This window comes from Kushneria pakistanensis (assembly GCF_014652795.1).
GTDB classification, from domain to species: domain Bacteria; phylum Pseudomonadota; class Gammaproteobacteria; order Pseudomonadales; family Halomonadaceae; genus Kushneria; species Kushneria pakistanensis.
Genome location: NZ_BMZM01000003.1, coordinates 122,360 through 143,013 on the forward strand (window position 1 = coordinate 122,360; position 20,654 = coordinate 143,013).

The window sequence follows — 20,654 nt, forward strand, 5'->3', positions numbered from 1 at the left end:
TTTTAGGGTGATCGGGGCCCGGTGGCCTGTATGGCACCGCGCGTGGCGGTCATCATGTGCCCTGTCGGGCGGGCGCAGTGCCAGTGCTGATTGGCCGGGTCATTGACCAGGCGCTCAACCGGAAAGGCGCCCAGCAGGGCAGAAGGTGCCGGAGCCAGCAGTTCACGTGCCTGCGTCAGTGGTGTCTCGGGAGAAAGCCAGGTCGTGGCCTGATCCGGTGCAATCACGGCAGGAAAGCGCTCGGTCAGGGGCGTAAGAGGCGCATCCACGCCGACCGTAATCAATGCCATGGAATCAAAGGCCGTTCGGGTGTCGGTCATGTAGCGACACCAGATGCCCGCCAGCATGAAGGGCTCGCGATCGGTCCGGGTGACCAGAAAGGGCTGTTTCTGTCGCGGCAGCTGTTTCCATATATAAACCCCCGAGACCGGAATCAGGCAGCGCCGAGCGCTGAAGGCTTCACGAAACATGCGTCTTTCATCCAGGGATTCTGCTCGCGCGCAGTGCGGGGCATGGTCCAGGACCTTGAGCCAGGCAGGCGTCATGCCCCAGAAGGCGCGTCCCAGATGGATATGGCCCTGTTCCAGACGCAGCATCGACAGCCAGCGCCTGGGCGCAAGGTTGGGACTGGCAATAATGGGACTGTCGGTCACGATCCCATCCAGAAGCCGGGCGGTATTTAACGCTTCAATATATAAACGCCCTGCCATGGCAGCCCCTCCTGAAAACGCGAAGATAACACCAGATATTTCAGCCGTATTAAGGAAAACTTTGAAATGTCATGTATCCATGCACAAGGATGGTTTACAGCCCCTGCATTTGCAGCCTCGGGAATAACTCTTGCTTTTAAAGACAGGCTGGATATGCTGTATGAAAACAGTGTTCGATCACAAAATATAACAGGCAGGAATTTTCATGGCGCGCCCAAGACAGCATTCACCGGAAGAGCTGCACGCCAGCGTCATGGCGGCATGCGACAGCTGGCTCAAGCAACATCCCATACATGCCCTGTCCCTGCGCTCCATCGCTCGCGACGTTGGCTGTGCGCCCAGCACGCTGCTCAAGCTCTATGGCAGCTTCAACAATCTGCTTCAGTACGTCAACCTTGAAACGCTGGATAGCCTGAAAGCCCAGATTGATACCTTTCAAGCCGGCACGCCCGATGAACGTCTGGGCGCGCTGGCGATGGCGTACTGGAAATTTGCTCATCGCTATCCCTACCGCTGGCAGCTGCTGTTTGATTATCCGCTGGCCGAGGAAGGGGAGCTGGACACCCGTCAGGGCAGAATGATCGAGGCGCTGTTTTTGCGCGTCGAAGCCACGCTCAAGGAAGTACAGCCGCAGATGGCAGACCTTGAAGCCAGCCGTCTGGCCCGTACCCTGTGGGGCAGCGTTCACGGTCTTGTGCAGCTGGGGCTCAATGAGCGCCTGGGCTATGGCCAGGGGCAGGCGCTTGAGGTTACCGAGCTGCTGGATCAGCTTTTACACACCATTCTGGCGGGGCTGCGTGCCGGGGGGGCAGGTCGTTGAGAAATGCCCTGAATCTGATGCGCAGTCGCTTTTTTGCGCCCTTTTTCTGGACCCAAGCGCTGGGCGCCTTCAACGATAACGTTTTCAAGAACGTCCTGTTGCTGCTGGTGACCTTCGTGGCCGTGCCTCGACTGGGCTGGGATGCCGGTCTGATCAACAATCTGGCCGCGGCACTTTTTATTCTGCCTTATCTGCTCTTTTCGGCGTGGGGCGGGCAGCTTGCCGATTACCGGGACAAGCGTCGACTGATTATTGCACTCAAATGGCTGGAGCTTGCCACCATGAGCTGCGCAGCGCTTGCCATCTGGCTGGACGCCTATGCACTGCTGCTGGGGCTTTTATTCATGATGGGCACACAGTCGGCGCTCTTCGGGCCGGTCAAGTACGCCATTCTGCCCCAGCACGTGCAGCGTACGGAGCTGGTACAGGCCAATGCCTGGGTCGAGATGGGCACCTTTCTGGCCATTTTGCTTGGCACGCTCGGCGCCGGCATCCTGATGGCCCTGGGCGGTAGTCAGGCACGCCTGCTGATTGGCGCGACGCTGGTCATTGTTTCCCTGTGCGGACTGGGCGCAGCACTGCTGGTGCCACCGGCGCCGGCACAGTCACGCGGACAGCTGAAGTGGCAGCCCTTGCGTGGCTCCTGGCAGGTGCTCTCGAGCGCCTGGCACACGCCCCGCATTTTTCGTGCCCTGATCGGCATCAGCATGTTCTGGTTTCTGGGCGCATGTTATCTGACGCAGCTGCCACTGTGGACGAGCCATGTCGTGCGCGGTCAGGCCGGGGCAGTCACCATGTTGCTGGCAGCCTTTGCCGTGGGCGTGGGGCTGGGATCGCTGATCTGTGCCCGCTTGTCGGCGGGCCGGCTGGAAGTGGGGCTGGTGCCCATCGGTGCCTTCGTGCTGGCCCTGGCCGGGTTTGATTTTGCCGCGCATCCTGCACTGGGTACGGGGATCAATACGCTGGCAGAGCTTGTCGCCATGCCACGCTTCTGGTGGATGCTGCTTGACCTGACCCTGATCGGGATAGGTGGCGGGCTTTATATCATTCCACTGTATACGCTGGTCCAGATTCGCAGCAGCGATGAACACCGGGCCCGCATGATTGCGGCCAACAATATTCTCAATGCGCTGTTCATGGTGCTGTCAGCGGCCTTTGGAGCCGTACTGATTGGCGTGCTGGGTATTTCCCTGCATGGATTCTTTGCCGCGCTGGCGGGCATTTCCCTGCTGATGGCACTGGTCTGCGCCGTGTTGCAGGCCCGTCCCATGATGCGCATCAGTATCTTCGTGCTGGTCCACATGTGGTATCGACTGCGGATCAGGGGAATTGAAAATATTCCCGACGAGGGGGCAGCGATTGTGGTCTGCAACCATGTCAGCTTCATGGATGCGCTTGTCATGGGTGGCGCAAGCCCCCGACCGCTGCGTTTTCTGATGGATAAGCCGATCTACGAGTCGCCATGGCTCAACTGGTTCTTTCGCATGGCCGGTGCCATTCCGGTGGCCTCCGAGCGCCGTGATCCCAAGGGCATGCGCCGAGCGCTGGATCTGGTCAGCAAGGCGCTGCAAAACGGCGAAGTGGTCATGCTCTTCCCTGAAGGCCGCCTGACCCGTGATGGTCACATGAACGAGTTTCGACGCGGTATCGATCTGATTCTCAAGCGTGATCCGGTGCCGGTTGTACCGGCCGCGCTGTCGGGGCTCTGGGGATCGTGGTCGTCGCGCTACGATGGCGTGCCCTTCAAGGGCATGCCGCGGCGTTTCCGTGCCAGGGTCTGTCTGAGTTTCGGGACGCCGGTGGCGTCGGAGACGGTAACGCGCGAATCGTTGCAGGCAAGTGTTGCCGCGCTCAAGACCAGCATTGATAACCATGCCAGTAACAAGCCCTTCAAGGCGCCAGCCATGCTGGCAGATACTGACAACGTCACTGCAGGGCCGGCGCAGACACGGGATTAAGACAGTGGTTCCGCCCTGCAGGGGGTGGGCAGTTCCACGGTGACGGCCAGCCCGCCCAGGTTGCTTTCGCCAAGATGGATCTGCCCACCGTGATGATGAACAATCTGCTCCACGATCCCCAACCCCAGACCGTGGCCGGTGACCTGCTCATCCAGGCGCGTGCCACGCCCCATCACCCGGCTTCGCTGCTCGAGTGGAATGCCGGGGCCATCATCCTCGACCAGCATCACGAACCGGCCTTCCTGACAGGACATGGTCAGTCGTGCCAGCCCGTGGGCCCACTTGCCGGCGTTGTCCAGCAGGTTGCCCAGAATCTCCAGCAGTTCATCGCGGTCCCAGGGCAGAGGCGACAATAGCGCACTGTCATTGATGAACGTCACGTTGGCGTGAATTTCGCGAAGCGTGTCCAGCAGCGGCTGAATATCGCTGTCGGGCTGGAAGCGGGCCGCTGCGGAGACCTCACCGGTATCGAGTCGAGCGCGCTGCAGTTCCCGCTCCACCAGGCGGTGAATGTCATCCAGACGGGCATGCAGTGACTGTCGAAGGTCAGGAAACTGCTCGAGTTCACGACGTGCCAGTTGAGTCTCCATGACCGACAGCGGCGTCTTGAGCGCATGACCCAGATTGGCAATACCGTCACGGGAGCGATTGAGCACGCGCTCGATTCTTTCCAGCTGATGGTTGAGCTCATCAACGAAGGGGGCAATCTCATCCGGCACCCGTGTTTCCAGTGCCATGCGCTTGCCTTCATGCAGTTGTGCCAGCTCGCGTTGCAGCTTTTCCAGCGGCATGAGTCCCAGTCGGATAACCCGGCGTTGAATGAAGACCAGCAGGATGGCCATGACGCCACCCAGACCCCAGATACACAGACGCAGCCAGTCCAGACGCCGGGTCACGGTGCTGTAATCAAGCGCTGTCGTGATGGTGAAATGATGCCGGCCGCGGTGATACTGCCCGGTCCAGGCCAGCAGGGACTGGTTCTCGGGGCCCTGGCGAATCTGGGCTGTATCGCCTTCTACCGGCTTGAGCCGATGATCCCACAGGGAGCGGGAGCGCAGGTGAATGGTGTCATCGATGTCGATGACAAAATACTGCCCCGAGTAGACCTGATTGAAGGAGGCACGCAGGCGTAGCGGGTCAATGCGGACCTGATCATCCCGATCCACCGGTAGCGTTGCCAGACTTTCGGCATCCTCGCGCAGCCGTTCGGTCAGGTAGTCACGCAGGACGTAGTCAAAAAGCACCACGCTGCCGTGTGCCAGCAGCAGCATGACCACCAGTACCGAAGCCAGCAGTCCCAGATCGAGACGACGCGTCAGTGACATCAGGCGGCGACGCTGTCACCGCCGAAACGATAGCCCTGGCCGCGCTGGGTGATGATCACGCCACGCCCGAGCTTCTGGCGCAGATGATTGATATGCACCTCGACCACGTTGGGATTGCGGTCATGTTCACTGTCGTAGAGATGATCGAGCAGGCGATCCTTGGCAATGACATGATCGGGATGGAGCATGAGATATCGCAGAATCGCAAATTCGGCGCGGGTCAGGTTGACTGGCGTTTCATTGGAGGTACGCCAGGCGCTCTGGCCATTTTCATCCAGCACGACCCCGGCCACGGAAATGGTCGGTGAGGGGCGCTGGCCATGACGACGGCGCACCAGCGCCTGAAGCCGCAGGATCAGCTCATCGGGATGAAAGGGCTTGGGCAGATAGTCATCGGCACCGGCACGCAGGCCGGTAATGCGCTCACTCCAGCTGGAGCGGGCCGTCAGGATCAGAATGGGGGTATCCAGGCCGTCGGCGCGCCACTGTTCCAGCAGCGTCAGTCCCGGACGGCCGGGCAGGCCCAGATCGAGAATGATGATGTCAAAGGGTTCGCTCGTTGCCATGACAGCGGCATCGCGCCCATCCGTGCACCAGTCGACGGCATAGCCGTGCTGGGTGAACAGGGCAGTCAGTTCGTCCGCCAGTGGGACGTTGTCTTCAATCAGTAGCAGCCGCATGGTTATCCCTCTAATCCTCTTCCAGATCCAGGTGCCTGCCGGTAACGGCATCGAATCGAAGTGCCCTGATCTGTCCATCATGATCGAGCATGTCGATTTCGTAAACATAACGTTTGTTGACGCAGTCGAGCTTGGCTTCCAGCAGCTTGCCCCTGCGGTGATCACGGGCCTTCTCGAGGATAATCGGGAAGGGCTCGATACTGCCGTCTTCGGTCATCTTCAGCACTTCGTCCTGAGAGACATCCCGGCCTTCTTCAGGGCAGGCGTTGGCCACGCCGACCAGCACCGAGAGCATTGTCAGGCAGAAAAAGGCCGGCAGACGCAGCCGAAGGCTATCCATGAACATCATGTTGACCTGTTGCACGCGCATTGTGCGAAAAATTGAGCGATATCATCATGTGTCCTTGAAGCGACCATCATGGATACCGCGCAACTTAACAAAACAGGCTTAATTCAATCCCAAAAGGGCCCCTGCGCCCATGCCGGTAGTGGCTCACTGGCGGGCATCCCCTGCGCGCGGGGTACGTCTTTGGGTCTGCCAGCAGCGTGTGGAAGTAATCAGGTTTTCCTTGATCTCGAGAATCTCAAGGCGAATGGTGCCGATCTCGAGGCTGGCGGGGGCATCCGGAAAGGACTCCAGGTACTCAAGAATCAGCCCGTTGAGCGTCTTGGGTCCGCTGGTAGGCAGCTGCCATCCCAGCACTTTGTTGATTTCACGGATGTTGGCAGTGCCATCAATAATGTAGCTGCCATCGTCCTGCTGATGAATTTCCTGATGCGTGTCGGCAATGTCGGTGGTGAACTCACCCACGATCTCTTCGAGAATGTCCTCAAGCGTCACCAGCCCCTGCACATCGCCGTATTCGTCGACCACGATGCCGATGCGTCGCTTTTGCTGCTGAAAATTGAGCAGCTGGGTATGCAGGGGCGTGGATTCAGGGACGAAATAGGGCTCGCGCGCTTCCTGTACGATCGATGCCTTGCTGACGTTGGGCTGGGACATGATGCGTGCGGCATTGCGCAAATGCAGGATACCGATGATGTTATTGATATCCCCCTTGTAGACCGGCACTCGCGTGTGCTGACTGGTGCGGATTTCCGAGAGTAGTGTCTCCAGGTCATCCTCGAGATTGAGCCCGACGACCTCGTGGCGTGGCACCATGATGTCGTTGACGGTGACATTCTCCAGATCAAGGATCGACAGCAGCATGGTCTGGTGGCGCCGTGGAATCATGGTGCCTGCTTCGTGCACGACCGTACGCAGCTCGTCCCGCGTCAGGTGAGCCGCGCTGCCATCGATCTCGCGAATGCCTGCCAGGCGCAGCAGGCCGTTGGAAATACCGTTGACCAGCCAGACCAGCGGATAAAGGGCGCGCAGCAGGGGTTCAAGGATCAGCGAGGCCGGAAAGGCGATCTTTTCCGGTCGCAGCGCCGCCATTGTCTTGGGGGTGACTTCTGCAAAGATCAGCACGACCAGCGTCAGGATGGCCGTGGAGATGGCGGGCCCGGATACGTCGCCAAAAAAGTGGATGGCGATGATGGTGCCGATCGAGGCGGCCAGATTATTGACGAAATTGTTGCCGATTAAAATGACACCAATCAGCCGATCGGGGCGCGAGAGCATGCGCAGCACGCGTTTGGCGGACTTGTGCCCCGTGTTGGCCTGATGCTTCAACCGATAGCGGTTGATGGACATCATGCCGGTTTCCGAGCTTGAGAAAAAAGCAGACAGGATAATGAGCAGCACGAGCAGGGCAAACATCAGCCCCAGGGGAGTGTCATCGCTCAAGGTCAGTGGATCCTCGGAATCAGTTGTCGGTCGTTTTTAGGAATTTGTGTCACAGGTGTCAAGGCGGCATTGGCATGGCCTGCCGCCCGGGCGACCTCGTCAGCCATGCAGTAGCTGTATGATCAGCCTGGTGCCGAAGTAGGCCACTATCAACACGATGACGGCGCCAAGCGTCCACCGAATGGCCCATGAGCCTCGCCAGCCGCGCTGGTAACGGCCCCAGAGAAGAATGGAAAAAAGTACCCACGCCAGCAGTGACAGCACGGTCTTGTGTGCCAGATGCTGGGCAAAAAGATCATTGATAAACAAAAAGCCGCTAATGATCGACGCCGTCAGAAAGGCCATGCCATAGATGATCAGCTCGAACATCAGCCGTTCCATGGTCGTCAGCGGCGGCAGGACCTGGATGATGCCACGAAGGTGGTTGTGCTTGAGTGCGTGGGTCTGCACGGCCAGCAGTACCGCCTGACCGGCGGCCATGATCAAAAGGGCATAGGCCAGTACCGAGGTGGCAATATGCACCAGCATGCCGGGCGTGAAGCCATATTCGATGCTGGATTCCGGAAAGCCGACGGCGCCGAGCACGCTCAGGGCAGCCAGAGGATAAAGACCTACTGCTGCTGGCATGACCGGTTTTTTGATGCTGGCAAGCAAGAGCAGGGTGGTAATCAGGAAAAATACCAGTGAGACGGTTTCAAAGATGCCCAGATGAAGCCCTTGATGCGCGCGCAGGGTGGTGTAGACCACAATGCCATGGCCCACTACCGCCAGACCGCCGGCGGCGCTGACAAGCCCCTGGCGCATGGGCAGGCGCCGGGTCAGGGACAACATCTGACGACAGGCTGCGGTACAGTAAAACACGACTGCCACAAGGGCAGAAAAAAGCGTGAGCATCGTTATGTGACAATCCGTATGGAAATCGCGAACCGGGAATGCGAGTGGTGATGCAGATCACAGGGTCTGACTACTATACCGGGAGCCATCATCAATCGAAACCGGGCGCCGTGGGAAGGCACTTATCCTGCGTTACTGTCGTGTCATGATCCGGTTGGGCACGAATCCTTGCCAGGCTGGTGCATGCCAGCACCCTGAACCGTTATAATGCGCGCCAACATTTTCCGGTCTCGGCATGGGCGCCCCTCACGTTTCTGCCGCCGCCGCTGCACCATCGGAGAAGCTCATGTTTGATAACCTGACAGATCGTCTCTCCCATACGCTCAGATCCGTGACCGGACAGGCACGACTGACCGAGGAGAACATCAAGGACACCCTGCGCGAGGTGCGTCGTGCGCTGCTTGAAGCCGACGTCTCGCTGGCGGTGGTCAAGGACTTTGTCGAGCGCGTACGTGTGCGCGCCGTGGGTCAGGAGGTGTCCAAAAGTCTCTCGCCCGGCCAGCAGTTCGTCAAGATCGTCCAGCAGGAGCTGGAAGCCACCATGGGCGAGGGCAATGTGCCCCTTGAGCTCAAGCAGACGCCCTCCATCATTTTGATGGCCGGTCTGCAGGGGGCGGGCAAGACCACCTCCGTGGCCAAGCTGGCTCGCTTTCTGCGCGAGCGTGAAAAGAAGAAGGTGCTAGTGGTCTCGGCCGACGTTTATCGTCCGGCCGCCATCGATCAGCTTGAAACACTGGCCGAAGAAGTCGGCGTCGAATTCTTTCCTTCGACCAGCGAGCAGCAGCCGGTAGCGATTGCCGAGGCCGCCATTCGCCACGCGCGCATCCAGTTCTTCGACGTGGTACTGGTGGATACGGCCGGTCGTCTGCATGTCGATGAGACCATGATGGGCGAGATCCGTGATCTTCATCGCGCCATTTCGCCGCAGGAAACGCTTTTTGTTGTCGATGCCATGACAGGCCAGGACGCCGCCAATACGGCGCGCGCCTTTCATGAGGCATTGCCGCTGACGGGTGTGATCCTGACCAAGGCGGACGGTGATTCCCGCGGCGGCGCAGCATTGTCGGTACGTCACATTACCGGCAAGCCGATCAAGTTCATGGGCATGGGGGAAAAGACCGATGCTCTTGAGCCCTTCTACCCGGACCGTGTGGCCTCGCGCATCCTTGGCATGGGCGATGTGCTCAGCCTGATCGAGGAGGCCGAGCGCAAGGTTGATCGTGACAAGGCTGATCAACTCTCCAAAAAGATCAAGAAGGGCGAAAGCTTCGATCTTGAGGATTTTCGTGACCAGCTCCAGCAGCTCAAGAACATGGGCGGCATGGGCAGCCTGCTCGAAAAGCTGCCCGGCATGGGGCAGATGGCTGAGCTTGCCCAGGGGCAGGCCAGCGAAAAGGAGTTCGGCAAGCTCGAGGCCATGATCAATTCCATGACCCCGAAGGAACGCCGCAAGCCCGATCTCATCAATGGCTCACGCAAGCGCCGTATCTGTGCCGGCTCCGGTACCCAGGTGCCTGACCTTAATCGTCTTCTCAAGCAGCACAAGCAGATGCAGAAGATGATGAAAAAGATGGGCAAGAAGGGCGGCATGCAGAAAATGATGCGCGGCATGAGCTCCATGATGGGCGGCGGGGGCGGTATGGGCGGTCCCGGTGGTATGGGAGGAGGCATGGGCGGCCCCGGTGGCATGGGCGGTCCGGGCGGTTTCCCGCGCCGTTAAGGACGGCTCGATTTCGCTTGCAGGGGAACTGCATTTATGCAGTTCCCAAGCCTTGAAATTTCCCGTAGAATACCGCGTCTTCGAGAAGCGGCGCGCCTGTGCATGGTGTTTTCCGGAACGGTTTTTCCGGGCTCACTGGTGATCAGGACGATGCGCGCAACATGTTTATGGCCTCGTCGTGCTGTTGGTGCGACGTTATTCCAACTGAAGGACTTTAAATGGTTACCATTCGTCTGGCACGTGGTGGCGCCAAGAAGCGTCCCTTTTATCACCTGCATGTGACCGATTCGCGCGTTCAGCGTGACGGCCGCTATCTGGAGCAGGTGGGCTTTTTCAACCCGATCGCACGTGGTCAGCAGGAACGCCTGCGTATTGATCTCGAGCGCATCGAGCACTGGCAGGCCCAGGGCGCGCAGCTTTCTGACCGTGTCGCCGAGCTGGTGCGTTTTGCGCGCAAGCAGCAAGCCGCTTCCGCCTGATACGTTCTGGAATCGGTATGACGCAGTCACCTGAGCAATACGTCGTCATGGGAAAGCTGACCAGCCCCTATGGCGTTAAAGGGTGGCTTCGCGTGTATTCGTGGACCAGCCCCATGGAGGGTATCCTCGCGTACGATACATGGCTGGTCGAGCATGACGGACAGCGTACGCCCATGACCCTGCTCAACGGTCAGCGTCACGGCAAGGGATTGGTGGTTCGCCTTGACGGCGTTGATTCGCGGGAAGCCGCCGAGCGCATGGCCGGGGCTACCATCTGGCTTCGAGCCGATGAGCTGCCGGCGCTGGCAGACGATGAGTACTACTGGTATCAGCTGGAAGGGCTCAGCGTTCATACGGTCGACGGTGTCGAGCTGGGACGTGTTGCATATCTCTTCGAGACCGGTGCCAACGACGTTCTGGTGGTTCGCGGTGAAGATCGCGAGCGCCTGATTCCATTTCTGCCGGATGATGTCATTGTACGGGTTGACCTTGAGGGCGGCACCATGACCGTCAGCTGGGATCCCGATTTCTGATTGATGTTCTCCCTGTCAGGCGAGTAATGGGCCGTGTGGATTGGAGTGGTATCGCTGTTTCCGGAAATGTTTGATGCCGTAACACGCTATGGTGTTACCGGTCGCGCCGTCGAGCGCGGTCTGATGCGCATCGATTGCTGGAATCCGCGTGACTACGCCAGTGATCGTCATCGCAGTGTGGATGATCGCCCTTATGGGGGCGGCCCCGGGATGCTGATGAAGGTTGATACCCTGCGTAGCGCCATTGCGCAGGCAAGACAGCACGGTGAGCAGCAGGCCGAAGGCGATGACAGTGAGCCGGTCCGGGTGATCTATCTTTCCCCCCAGGGGCGAAAGCTGGATCAGGAAGGCGTCAGGCAGCTGGCCTCGAGTAAAAGGCTGGTGCTGGTAGCCGGGCGGTACGAAGGCATTGATGAGCGCGTCATCGATCTGGATATCGATGAAGAGTGGTCCATCGGTGACTACGTGCTCAGCGGCGGTGAGCTGCCGGCCATGGTGTTATGCGATGCCATGGCGCGACTGGTGCCGGGGGTGCTGGGGCATCAGGCCTCTGCTGAAGAGGATTCCTTCAGTGATGGCCTGCTGGATTGCCCTCATTATACGCGTCCGGAAGAGGTGGATGGACGACGTGTTCCGGAAGTGCTGCTGGGTGGCCACCATGGCGAAATTCGCCGATGGCGGCTCAAGCAGTCTCTGGGGCGGACCTGGCAACGTCGCCCGGAACTTTTGCAGGAGATGACACTTGATCGTGAGCAGCGTCAGCTGCTGGATGAGTTCATCGACGAACACGCATCGGCACATGTCGATGCGGCGGTGCGGGATTGAAGGGCTGAGGCCTTGAACGATACCGCGTCACCCACGAATCGACCCCGCGCATGTCGCCGGGATCAAGGACGCCGGTGTTGCAGACACTGCCACCGGGTCCAGTCACATTGGAGAAATGCCATGAGCAGCAAGAACCTGATCATCCAGGCGCTTGAAAACGAGCAGCTGGACAGGGAAATCCCGAATTTCGGCCCCGGCGACACTGTCGTGGTACAGGTCAAGGTCGTGGAAGGCACCCGTGAGCGTCTGCAGGCGTTTGAAGGCGTTGTCATCGGCAAGCGTAATCGCGGCCTGAACTCTGCTTTCACCGTGCGCAAGATCTCCCACGGTGTTGGCGTGGAGCGTACTTTCCAGACCTACAGCCGTCAGGTTGACAGCATCGAAGTGCGTCGTCGTGGTGACGTTCGTCAGGCCAAGCTTTACTACCTGCGCGATCGCAGCGGCAAGTCTGCACGTATCAAGGAAAAGCTCGCCAAGAAGTCCTGAGCCTTTCCGGTACTGCCCGAGATCGTCGGGCAGTTTCCTCAAGACCCCGCACCATGCATCATGGGCGGGGTTTTTGTCTGTTCGGGACCGGCGTTTAAGGTGATCATGCCGGTGCCGAACGTCGCTAAGCATCGTGTTTCCATGAGAGCCTGTCATGTCCAGCAAGCTGATTGATGCCTTTCTTGATGCGCTATGGCTTGAGCGAGGTGCCAGTGTGCATACGCTGGATGCCTATCGTCGTGACCTGATGCACTGGCAGCGTCATCTGTCGCAACACGACATGAGCCTGCTGGCGCCGGATAGCCAGACCTATCAAATGCTCATCGAAGAACGGCGTGATAATGGCTACCAGGCGCGTTCCGATGCTCGCCTGACCTCCAGCCTGCGCCGCTTTTACCGCTGGGCGTTGGTCACCGGTCAGATCGAGCGTGATCCGCTGGCTGATATCGTAGCCCCCCGCGCACGTGCCGGATTGCCGGGAACGCTTGAAGAAGAAGAGGTAGAGCGCCTGCTTGGAGCCCCGGATGTGACCACGTCGCTGGGCCTGCGTGATCGCGCCATGCTCGAAGTGCTCTACAGCTGCGGCCTGCGCGTATCGGAGCTGGTAGGGCTACGGGTGGACAGCATCAACCTGCGCCAGGGCGTGGTGCGGGTGCTGGGCAAGGGTGATGCCGAGCGACTGGTACCAATGGGCGAGCCTGCCATCGAATGGCTGGAGCGCTATCTGCGCGAGGCGCGGGGGGATCTGATGAACGATATTACGCGGGCACCGCTTTTCCCGGGCCGTGGCGATGGTTTCATGATGCGTCAGACCTTCTGGTATCGTATCAAGCATCACGCCACACGGGCCGGTATCGACGCGCCCCTGTCACCGCATACCCTGCGCCACGCCTTTGCCACGCACCTGCTCAATCACGGTGCCAATCTGCGCGTGCTGCAGGAACTTCTCGGCCATCGAGACCTCTCTACCACACAGATTTACACCCGAGTGGCTCAGGCACGCCTTGAAGCCATTCATGCCAAACATCATCCACGGGGCTGAATTTGTTTATGTCCATGTCGTTGTCCTCATCCTTGCGCGCACTGTTGACCGGTGCGGTGTTGTCCGGTGCCATGCTGACGAGCGCTGCCTGCGCCGCCCAGGACGATGTGCCCGCTGATCTGGCCAGCCGTCTGGTCGTCAATGGCCAGTCGATGCCGGTGCGTGCAGTGGAGAAATCTCCTCTGCCCGGTATTTATGAAGTGCAACTGGAAAGCGGACAGACCCTTTACAGCGACGGTGAAGGCAAATATCTGCTGGTTGGTGATCTTTATCACAATGATGACGGCAATATGGTCAATCTGACCGAGCAGAAACAGCAGCAGCATCGCGTCGAACTGCTCAAGCAGGTTCCCGATGAGGAGACGGTCGTCTTTCGTCCTGCCGGTGAGGTCAAGGCCGTGGTCAACGTCTTTACCGATACTACCTGCCCCTACTGCCGCAAGTTTCATGAAGAAGTGCCCGAGCTCAACAAGCGCGGCATAGAGGTACGCTATCTGGCCTTCCCGCGTGCCGGCATGGAAGGCGAGGGTGCGCGTGAGCTCAGCCGGGTCTGGTGCAGCGACAACCGCAGCGAAGCGATGACTGCCGCCAAGAAGGGCAAGAAGCTCAAGGGGACAGCCAGCTGTGAGACGCCCATCGAGAAGCAGTTTGCGCTGGGCAAGCAGATGGCCATCCAGGGAACGCCCGCGCTGATCCTGCCTGACGGCCGCATGATCCCGGGCTATGTACCGGTCGATCGCCTGACAAGCATGCTGGGTCTGGATAATTGATCAACAGACGTTCATTGAAGGCGCCCGGAGCGTTACACTGCATTTCCTCCGGTGCCTGAAGGCCCGGGAAAGAGAGTCATGCAGCGTTGATATCAGCAGACCAGGGGGCAAGACGGTGGAACCGGTAAAGGTAGGCATTTGTGGACTGGGGACCGTGGGTAGCGGCACGTTCAACGTACTGGTGCGCAATGCACTGGATATTGAACGGCGTGCCGGACGCGCCATCGTGGTGGAACAGATCGGCGCGCGGCGCGACAATCCACAGGTGGACCTGACCGGTGTCAACGTCACTCGCGACGTGTTCGAGGTGGCCCGAAATCCCGATATCGATGTGGTGGTCGAGCTGATCGGTGGTTACGATGTCGCCCGTGAGCTGGTGCTGGAAGCCATTCGACACGGCAAGCACGTGGTCACGGCCAACAAGGCCCTGATTGCCGTTCACGGCAACGAGATCTTTCGCGCCGCAGCCGAACAGGGCGTGATTGTCGCCTTTGAGGCTGCCGTGGCCGGTGGCATTCCGGTGATCAAGTCCCTGCGCGAAGGTCTTGGTGCCAACCGCATTCAGTGGCTGGCCGGTATCATCAACGGGACCGGCAACTATATCCTCACGCATATGCGTGACGAGGGCCGGGCCTTCGAGGATGTGCTGGCCGAGGCCCAGGCGCTGGGCTACGCCGAAGCCGATCCGACCTTTGATGTCGAGGGCATCGATGCGGCCCACAAGCTGACCATTCTGGCCTCGATTGCCTATGGCGTACCGCTGCAGTTCGAGCGTGCCTATACCGAGGGCATCTCGCGCATCACCTTTGATGACGTGAAACAGGCCGACGCCCTGGGTTACATCATCAAGCATCTTGGCGTTTCAAAACGTACCGAAGAGGGCCTTGAGCTGCGTGTACATCCGGCGCTCATTCCAAAAGGGCGCCTGCTGGCCAACGTGCACGGCGTCAAGAATGCCATCGAGGTCATGGGCGACGCCGTGGGCCCAACGCTTTACTACGGTGCCGGCGCCGGTGCCGAGCCGACCGCCTCTGCGGTCGTGGCCGATCTTCTGGATGTGGCGCGTGACATGGCCACCCACCATGCCTACCGCACGCCCTATCTGGCCTTCAGCGGTATCGTGGAGGGCGGTGAAAGCCTGCCGATCCTGCCGATGGAGAACATCGTCACGGCCTACTATCTGCGTTTGCTAGCGGTGGATCGTCCGGGTGTTCTGGCACGCGTGGCCACCATTCTGGCCGAGCAGGGCGTGAGCATCGAAGCCCTGATCCAGAAGGAAGCCACCGAAGGCGAGCTGGTGCCGATCATCATCACCACCCATCGCACTCGTGAAGCCAACATGAATGAAGCGATCCGACAGCTTGAAGCGCTGGCCGATATCGCCGGGCCGGTAACCCGCATTCGTATTGAACACCTCGACGAAAACGCCTGAGCAGGAGCGCACAGCCATGCGTTACATCAGCACGCGCGGGAATTCGCCTGCGCTGAATTTTGAAGAAGCGGTGCTGACCGGGCTGGCGCCCGACGGCGGGCTTTATGTGCCGGAACAGCTGCCGCAGTTTTCTCGGGAAGAGATTGCGGCCATGGCCGGCCAGCCCTATACCGAGATCGCCTTTCGGGTCATGAAGCCCTTTGTGGGCGGCGAGATTGATGATGACACCCTGCGCGGGATCATCGATGACAGCTACGCCACCTTCAAGCATGACGCCGTGGTGCCACTCAAGCAGCTTTCCCACAACCACTGGCTGATGGAGCTCTTTCACGGGCCGACGCTGGCCTTCAAGGATGTGGCGCTGCAGCTGCTGGGACGCCTGCTGGATCACTTTCTCAAAAAACGCGGCGAAAAAGGGGTCATCATGGGGGCGACCTCGGGTGATACCGGTTCTGCCGCCATCGAAGGCTGCCGCCACTGCGACAACCTTGATATCTTCATCCTGCACCCTTATAAGCGCGTCTCCGAGGTGCAGCGTCGCCAGATGACCACGGTGCTGGCCGACAACGTTCACAACATCGCCATCGAGGGTAACTTTGACGATGCCCAGGCGATCGTGAAGGCCAGCTTTGCCGATCAGAATTTCCTTGAAGGCACCCGACTGATCGCGGTCAACTCGATCAACTGGGCGCGCATCATGGCGCAGATCGTCTATTACTTTGCCTCGGGCGTGGCGCTGGGTGCCCCGCATCGCGAGGTGAGCTTCACGGTACCTTCAGCCAATTTCGGCAACCTCTTTGCCGGCTACACTGCCAGTCGCATGGGCCTGCCGGTCAAGCAGTTCGTGATTGCCACCAACGCCAACGACATCCTGCACCGCACGCTGGCCGATAACGACTTCTCCAAACGCGAACTGGCCGCCACGCTCGCACCTTCCATGGATATCGTGGTGTCATCCAACTTCGAGCGTCTGCTCTTTGATGCCTATGACCGCGATGGTGAGCAGGTGCGGGCACTGCTGGAGCGCTTCCAGCAGGAGCCGGCCACGCTGGCCGATGCGCCGCTGGCAAGACTGCGCGAAAAATTCGGCAGTCACCGCGTGGATGACGCCGCCATTATCGATGTCATTCGTGAAGCCTTCGGCCGGACCGGCGAGCTGCTCGACCCGCATACCGCGACCGGCTACCGCGCCGCTGAAGTGGCGCGAAATGATGACACGACGCCCATGATTACGCTGGCCACGGCCCATCCGGCCAAGTTCGAGGAGGCCGTGGTCAAGGCCGGTTTCGAAGGTGCACTGCTGCCGGAGGCCATGGCCGATCTGCTCTCGCGTGAAGAGCGCTACGACGTACTGCCTGCCAGCGCGCAGGAGGTTCAGCGCTTTGTGGCCGAACATCGGGTGGCCAGCAGCTGAGCAGCAGGTGAGCGTTTCGAAGGAGCCGACATGTTGAAGGTATGGGGCCGAGCCAACTCGACCAACGTCAAAAAGGTGCTCTGGTGTGCCGATGAGCTTGGCCTTGCCGTCGAGCGCATTGATGCCGGCGGTGAGTTCGGTGTCGTGAACGAACCCAACTATCGCGCGCTCAACCCCAACGGCCTGATTCCCTGTTTGCAGGATGGTGATCTGGTGCTGTGGGAATCCAACGCCATCGTGCGCTATCTGATGGCGCAGTACGGCGACGAGCCGATGGCCCTGCATGATCCTGCTCGGCGTGCTGAAGCTGACAAATGGATGGACTGGGCTACATCAACGCTGACAGCGCCGTTCAAAGATGTCTTTTTGAATGCCGTTCGTCTGCCGCCCGAGCAGCGTGATACCGACCTCCGGGATCGAGGTATTGCCGAATGCGCAACGCTGCTTGCCCGTGTCGATGCTGTGCTGGCCGGCCAGCCCTGGCTGTCGGGTCAGACACTGGGTATGGGCGATATGCCGCTGGGATGCATGGCCTATGCCTGGTTTGAGATGCCCATTGAGCGGCCGGAACTCAAGCATCTGGAGCGCTGGTATCAGCATTTGACCGAGCGTGCGCCCTTCCAGCGGCAGGTCATGACACCACTGACCTGACCCTGCCGACCGAACCGCCAAACAGGCTGCACTGGCATGATGAATGCCGGTGCAGCCTTTCAGCATCTGGAGCATTGTGGTGAGCGCAAGCGACCCCTTGAAGACGTTACTGAATAAAAGAATCATTCAGCGTCCCTGTCATGAAGGTCTTTATCAGGAGGCACTTGATGCCGGCCTGACCGAGCTGCAGGCGCGAATTCTGGCCGGGCGTCTGAAGGATCCGCGCGCGCCAATGTCGGCTCTGATCGCGCCGGCGCTGCGCTATATCGAGCACCCCGAAAAGCTGTGTGATGCGACCCGCGGGGCAGAGCGTATTGCCCGCGCCGTCATCGATGGCGAGCACATCGGCATCATCACCGACTATGACGTCGATGGCATTACCTCGCACGTGGTGATCCTGCGAACGCTCAACGAGCTGTTTGGCGTGCCGCGTGATCATCTTCACAGCCTGATCGGCCATCGCATCAATGACGGCTATGGCATCAGCAGCGCGCTGGTGGACAAGACGCTGGCGCTGGCACCACGGCCGTCCCTGATCATCAGTGCCGACTGCGGCTCCAGTGATGAGCCGCGCCTGGCGCGTCTGAAAGAGGCCGGCATTGATGTGGTGGTCACCGATCACCATGCCCTGCCCGTTGAAGGGCCGCCGTCATCTGCCTTTGCCGTGATCAATCCGTCGCGCGCGGACTGTGACTACCCGGATGCCACCATCGCCGGCTGCATGGTGTGCTGGCTTCTGATGTCGCTGACCCGGTCGCACCTGATCGAGGCCGGCCGGCTGGATGCCGACACCCCCAAGCTGTCCCCCTGGCTTTCCTATGTGGCGCTGGGTACGGTCGCCGACTGTGTGTCGCTGGGTGACAGTGCCATCAATCGCGCCGTGGTCACGCTCGGGCTCAGGTTGATCAATCGCATGGATGCCCCCTGCTGGCGGATGATGGCCGAGCGACTGGGGCCGGACAGCACCCCCTTTGATGCCGAGACACTCGCCTTTCAGATGGGCCCGCGCATCAATGCCCGTTCCCGTCTTGATGACCCCTACGCGGCGCTGCATTTCATGCTGGCCGAGAATGACGCCAGCGCGCGTCGCTATCTGGGCGTGCTCGATGATGACAACCAGTCACGCAAGGCCATTGAAGCGGACATGGCCGAACAGGCGCGCGCCATGGCTCATCAGCAGCTGGAAGCCGGCGCTCGCGTGCTGGTGGTTCACCTGCCCGAGGGTCATCCCGGCGTGCAGGGCATCGTGGCCTCGCGGCTGGTGCAGGCCTTTGGTCGCCCGGCGGTCATCCTCACGCAGTCGCCTGATCCTGCCATGCTGACCGGCTCCGGACGTTCGGTAGAGGGTGTGCATCTGCGTGATGCCCTGCAGCGCGCCTTTGAACTTGCGCCCGACGCGCTGCCACGCTTTGGGGGTCACAGTGGCGCAGCAGGCGTGGGCGTGCCCATTGATCAGCTGTCAGCGTTCAGGCAGGCGCTGACTACGGCCATCGATGAACAGCTGGGCAGTCGAGAACTCTATCCGCTGATTCTCAGTGACGGGACACTGCGCGGTGACCAGCTTGAACTGTCGATACTCGATGAACTCGAGGCGCTGGCACCCTACGGCCGCGAGTTCGAGGCCCCGCTGTTTGAAGGATGCTTTGTGGTGGATCAGGCGCGTCTGGTGGGCAGCGAAGGCAATCATCTGATGATGACACTGGACGCCGGTAGCCAGATGGTCCGCGCCATCTGGTTTCGTGCCGTTATGCCAGGCGAGAACATGCCGGTGGCAGCAGGGGAGGAGATACGCTGTGCCTTTCGCCTGTCACGCAACCGCTACCGCGGCCGGGAAAGCCTGCAGCTGATGATCGAGCACGCCGAGCAGACCACAGTGTAGGCGTGGGACTGCCACTCGACGCCTGCCGCAGGGCTATCGATAATACCTTCAGGCGCCACAAGCGCCGCGACAAACGCACTGCCTATCCGGCGGTCACACAACAAGAAGGATATTATCGATGAATGTATCAGCGACCCGGCATCGTCTGCATGAAGATGTCATGGCCATCATGCTGGGCTCGGCCTGCGCGGCCCTGGGGATCGGGCTTTATGAACATGCCCAGATTCTGATTGGCAGCACGGCCGGCATTGCGCTTCTGATTACCTACGTCACCGGCTGGAGCTTTGGCCCGGTTTTTTTCGTCGTGAATCTGCCGTTTTACTGGCTCGCCTGGCAGCGTGTCGGCCATCAGTTTGCGTTCAAGACATTTGCCGCCATTGGGCTGCTATCGCTGATCAGCTGGCAGATGCCGCGCTGGATCGATATCGGTGAGGTATCGCCGCTGTTCGCCGCGCTCATGGGCGGCAGTCTGATCGGGCTGGGCGCGCTGGCGCTCTTTCGCCATCGCGGCAGTCTGGGTGGTTTCAACATTCTGGCTCTCTATCTGCAGGACCGTCGCGGCTGGAGCGCCGGCAAGGTACAGCTGACCCTGGACGGCCTGGTCATGATCATGGCCTTTTTCGTGCTGCCCCCGGCCAACGTGGCCTATTCCATTCTGGGGGCTGCCGTGCTCGGCGTGATTCTGACCCTCAACCACCGCCCCGGGCGCTATACCGGCACCAGCAGCAACTAGCCTTCGAGACACGCCGGCTCAGTAGTTGGGCCAGAGCCCCGGCGTGACCAGCTCCAGCAAATGGCCATCCGGGTCGCGAAAGTAGAGGCTTTCGCCGTCCGGCGGCCAGTGCGTGCGTCCTTCAATGACGATGCCGTGCTCATCAAGGCGAGCCTCCCAGGCCGCAAGGGCCTCATGATCGATGGCCAGCGCGATATGCTGGCGGCCACCGCCGTCATGGGGCGGAATGGTGCCCATGCCATCGGGCAGCTGTACGGTGTCATCAGTCTGTCCCTGCTGAAAGATCAGCAGCATCGAGTACCCGGTGGGATAGGCGGTAAAACGCTCATCGGCAAGATGAGGCGTCAGACCCAGTACCGTTTCAAAAAAGCGCCGCGCCCTTGCCATGTCGGCAGTATAAAGCACGGTTTCGATCACGCCGTGAATGGCGGGTGCGGGCCTGTCTGACATGGTTAAACACTCCCCTTGATGTGCTGAGCTGAAGCGTCAGTGTGGGCCAGCAGGGCCAGGGTGT

The 20,654-nt window shown here is 60.1% G+C and carries 21 protein-coding genes; 14 read left to right on the top strand and 7 right to left on the bottom strand.

Annotated features, from left to right (window positions below):
- Positions 1-2 precede the first annotated feature (2 nt).
- Positions 3-710 (bottom strand): SOS response-associated peptidase, encoded by a 708-nt coding sequence (locus IE123_RS11030; RefSeq protein ID WP_189518164.1) that lies wholly within the window; start codon positions 708-710, stop codon positions 3-5.
- A gap of 205 nt (positions 711-915) precedes the next feature.
- Here IE123_RS11030 and IE123_RS11035 point away from each other — a divergent pair, with 205 nt between their 5' ends.
- Positions 916-1,530, top strand: coding sequence for a TetR/AcrR family transcriptional regulator (locus IE123_RS11035; RefSeq protein ID WP_189518166.1), 615 nt, complete (start codon positions 916-918; stop codon positions 1,528-1,530).
- The gene (locus IE123_RS11040) at positions 1,527-3,488 is read left to right on the top strand and encodes an MFS transporter (protein ID WP_229819718.1); all 1,962 of its coding nucleotides are present in this window, start codon (positions 1,527-1,529) and stop codon (positions 3,486-3,488) included. Before IE123_RS11035 ends, IE123_RS11040 begins: the two co-directional genes overlap by 4 nt.
- Here IE123_RS11040 and IE123_RS11045 read toward each other — a convergent pair.
- From IE123_RS11045 to IE123_RS11065, 5 genes are all read right to left on the bottom strand, one after another.
- Entirely contained in the window at positions 3,485-4,813 is a 1,329-nt protein-coding gene (locus IE123_RS11045; RefSeq protein WP_189518168.1) for a sensor histidine kinase, read from the bottom strand. The two genes, IE123_RS11040 and IE123_RS11045, sit on opposite strands and share 4 nt — an antisense overlap.
- Positions 4,813-5,493, bottom strand: coding sequence for a response regulator transcription factor (locus IE123_RS11050; RefSeq protein ID WP_189518170.1), 681 nt, complete (start codon positions 5,491-5,493; stop codon positions 4,813-4,815). Before IE123_RS11050 ends, IE123_RS11045 begins: the two co-directional genes overlap by 1 nt.
- Positions 5,494-5,503: 10 nt before the next feature.
- On the bottom strand, positions 5,504-5,833 hold the full coding sequence (locus IE123_RS11055) for a PepSY domain-containing protein (RefSeq protein ID WP_189518172.1): 330 nt from the start codon (positions 5,831-5,833) through the stop codon (positions 5,504-5,506).
- Between the two features lie 153 nt (positions 5,834-5,986).
- Positions 5,987-7,282 carry an HlyC/CorC family transporter gene (locus IE123_RS11060; RefSeq protein WP_189518174.1) on the bottom strand — a complete coding sequence of 432 codons (1,296 nt, stop codon included), beginning with the start codon at positions 7,280-7,282 and terminating at the stop codon, positions 5,987-5,989.
- A 99-nt stretch (positions 7,283-7,381) separates the two neighbouring features.
- Positions 7,382-8,176, bottom strand: a complete 795-nt coding sequence (locus IE123_RS11065; protein ID WP_189518182.1) for a cytochrome C assembly family protein — start codon at positions 8,174-8,176, stop codon at positions 7,382-7,384.
- A gap of 286 nt (positions 8,177-8,462) precedes the next feature.
- On the opposite strand from IE123_RS11065, the gene ffh reads away from it, so the two are divergent.
- The 12 genes from ffh (at position 8,463) to IE123_RS11125 (ending at position 20,140) form a co-directional block, all read left to right on the top strand.
- Entirely contained in the window at positions 8,463-9,896 is a 1,434-nt protein-coding gene (ffh, locus tag IE123_RS11070) for a signal recognition particle protein (RefSeq protein WP_189518185.1), read from the top strand.
- Positions 9,897-10,114: 218 nt separating this feature from the next.
- Positions 10,115-10,375 (top strand): 30S ribosomal protein S16, encoded by a 261-nt coding sequence (gene rpsP / locus IE123_RS11075; RefSeq protein WP_189518186.1) that lies wholly within the window; start codon positions 10,115-10,117, stop codon positions 10,373-10,375.
- Positions 10,376-10,392: 17 nt separating this feature from the next.
- Complete coding sequence (gene rimM / locus IE123_RS11080) at positions 10,393-10,908, top strand: ribosome maturation factor RimM (RefSeq protein ID WP_189518189.1); 516 nt, start codon at positions 10,393-10,395, stop codon at positions 10,906-10,908.
- A 33-nt stretch (positions 10,909-10,941) separates the two neighbouring features.
- Positions 10,942-11,733, top strand: coding sequence for a tRNA (guanosine(37)-N1)-methyltransferase TrmD (gene trmD / locus IE123_RS11085; RefSeq protein ID WP_189518190.1), 792 nt, complete (start codon positions 10,942-10,944; stop codon positions 11,731-11,733).
- Between the two features lie 120 nt (positions 11,734-11,853).
- Positions 11,854-12,219 carry a 50S ribosomal protein L19 gene (rplS, locus tag IE123_RS11090; protein ID WP_086900859.1) on the top strand — a complete coding sequence of 122 codons (366 nt, stop codon included), beginning with the start codon at positions 11,854-11,856 and terminating at the stop codon, positions 12,217-12,219.
- A 154-nt stretch (positions 12,220-12,373) separates the two neighbouring features.
- Positions 12,374-13,261, top strand: a complete 888-nt coding sequence (gene xerD, locus IE123_RS11095; RefSeq protein WP_189518192.1) for a site-specific tyrosine recombinase XerD — start codon at positions 12,374-12,376, stop codon at positions 13,259-13,261.
- Between the two features lie 8 nt (positions 13,262-13,269).
- Positions 13,270-14,031, top strand: a complete 762-nt coding sequence (locus IE123_RS11100) for a DsbC family protein (RefSeq protein ID WP_189518194.1) — start codon at positions 13,270-13,272, stop codon at positions 14,029-14,031.
- Positions 14,032-14,146: 115 nt separating this feature from the next.
- Positions 14,147-15,463 (top strand): homoserine dehydrogenase, encoded by a 1,317-nt coding sequence (locus IE123_RS11105; RefSeq protein WP_189518196.1) that lies wholly within the window; start codon positions 14,147-14,149, stop codon positions 15,461-15,463.
- Between the two features lie 16 nt (positions 15,464-15,479).
- Positions 15,480-16,877: a threonine synthase gene (gene thrC / locus IE123_RS11110; protein ID WP_189518198.1), complete on the top strand. Its 1,398-nt coding sequence runs from the start codon at positions 15,480-15,482 to the stop codon at positions 16,875-16,877.
- Between the two features lie 30 nt (positions 16,878-16,907).
- On the top strand, positions 16,908-17,528 hold the full coding sequence (locus IE123_RS11115; protein ID WP_189518200.1) for a glutathione S-transferase family protein: 621 nt from the start codon (positions 16,908-16,910) through the stop codon (positions 17,526-17,528).
- A gap of 43 nt (positions 17,529-17,571) precedes the next feature.
- Positions 17,572-19,407, top strand: a complete 1,836-nt coding sequence (locus IE123_RS11120) for a single-stranded-DNA-specific exonuclease RecJ (RefSeq protein WP_189518202.1) — start codon at positions 17,572-17,574, stop codon at positions 19,405-19,407.
- Between the two features lie 118 nt (positions 19,408-19,525).
- Positions 19,526-20,140 carry a YitT family protein gene (locus tag IE123_RS11125; protein ID WP_189518204.1) on the top strand — a complete coding sequence of 205 codons (615 nt, stop codon included), beginning with the start codon at positions 19,526-19,528 and terminating at the stop codon, positions 20,138-20,140.
- A gap of 18 nt (positions 20,141-20,158) precedes the next feature.
- Here the strand turns inward: IE123_RS11125 and IE123_RS11130 are convergent, their stop codons facing one another.
- A complete protein-coding gene (locus tag IE123_RS11130; RefSeq protein ID WP_189518206.1) occupies positions 20,159-20,590 on the bottom strand; it encodes a VOC family protein in 432 nt (143 codons plus the stop codon).
- Between the last annotated feature and the right edge of the window lie 64 nt (positions 20,591-20,654).

Bases quoted from the DNA above. Each gene is read 5' to 3' on its own strand.
- IE123_RS11030 (WP_189518164.1), bottom strand. From the start codon at position 710: ATGGCAGGGCGTTTATATATTGAAGCGTTAAATACCGCCCGGCTTCTG.
- rpsP (WP_189518186.1), top strand. From the start codon at position 10,115: ATGGTTACCATTCGTCTGGCACGTGGTGGCGCCAAGAAGCGTCCCTTT.
- ffh (WP_189518185.1), top strand. From the start codon at position 8,463: ATGTTTGATAACCTGACAGATCGTCTCTCCCATACGCTCAGATCCGTG.
- IE123_RS11055 (WP_189518172.1), bottom strand. From the start codon at position 5,833: ATGGATAGCCTTCGGCTGCGTCTGCCGGCCTTTTTCTGCCTGACAATG.
- IE123_RS11125 (WP_189518204.1), top strand. From the start codon at position 19,526: ATGAATGTATCAGCGACCCGGCATCGTCTGCATGAAGATGTCATGGCC.
- IE123_RS11120 (WP_189518202.1), top strand. From the start codon at position 17,572: ATGCCGGTGCAGCCTTTCAGCATCTGGAGCATTGTGGTGAGCGCAAGC.
- IE123_RS11100 (WP_189518194.1), top strand. From the start codon at position 13,270: ATGTCCATGTCGTTGTCCTCATCCTTGCGCGCACTGTTGACCGGTGCG.
- rplS (WP_086900859.1), top strand. From the start codon at position 11,854: ATGAGCAGCAAGAACCTGATCATCCAGGCGCTTGAAAACGAGCAGCTG.
- xerD (WP_189518192.1), top strand. From the start codon at position 12,374: ATGTCCAGCAAGCTGATTGATGCCTTTCTTGATGCGCTATGGCTTGAG.
- IE123_RS11050 (WP_189518170.1), bottom strand. From the start codon at position 5,493: ATGCGGCTGCTACTGATTGAAGACAACGTCCCACTGGCGGACGAACTG.
- thrC (WP_189518198.1), top strand. From the start codon at position 15,480: ATGCGTTACATCAGCACGCGCGGGAATTCGCCTGCGCTGAATTTTGAA.
- IE123_RS11130 (WP_189518206.1), bottom strand. From the start codon at position 20,590: ATGTCAGACAGGCCCGCACCCGCCATTCACGGCGTGATCGAAACCGTG.
- rimM (WP_189518189.1), top strand. From the start codon at position 10,393: ATGACGCAGTCACCTGAGCAATACGTCGTCATGGGAAAGCTGACCAGC.
- IE123_RS11035 (WP_189518166.1), top strand. From the start codon at position 916: ATGGCGCGCCCAAGACAGCATTCACCGGAAGAGCTGCACGCCAGCGTC.
- IE123_RS11065 (WP_189518182.1), bottom strand. From the start codon at position 8,176: ATGCTCACGCTTTTTTCTGCCCTTGTGGCAGTCGTGTTTTACTGTACC.
- IE123_RS11115 (WP_189518200.1), top strand. From the start codon at position 16,908: ATGTTGAAGGTATGGGGCCGAGCCAACTCGACCAACGTCAAAAAGGTG.
- IE123_RS11045 (WP_189518168.1), bottom strand. From the start codon at position 4,813: ATGTCACTGACGCGTCGTCTCGATCTGGGACTGCTGGCTTCGGTACTG.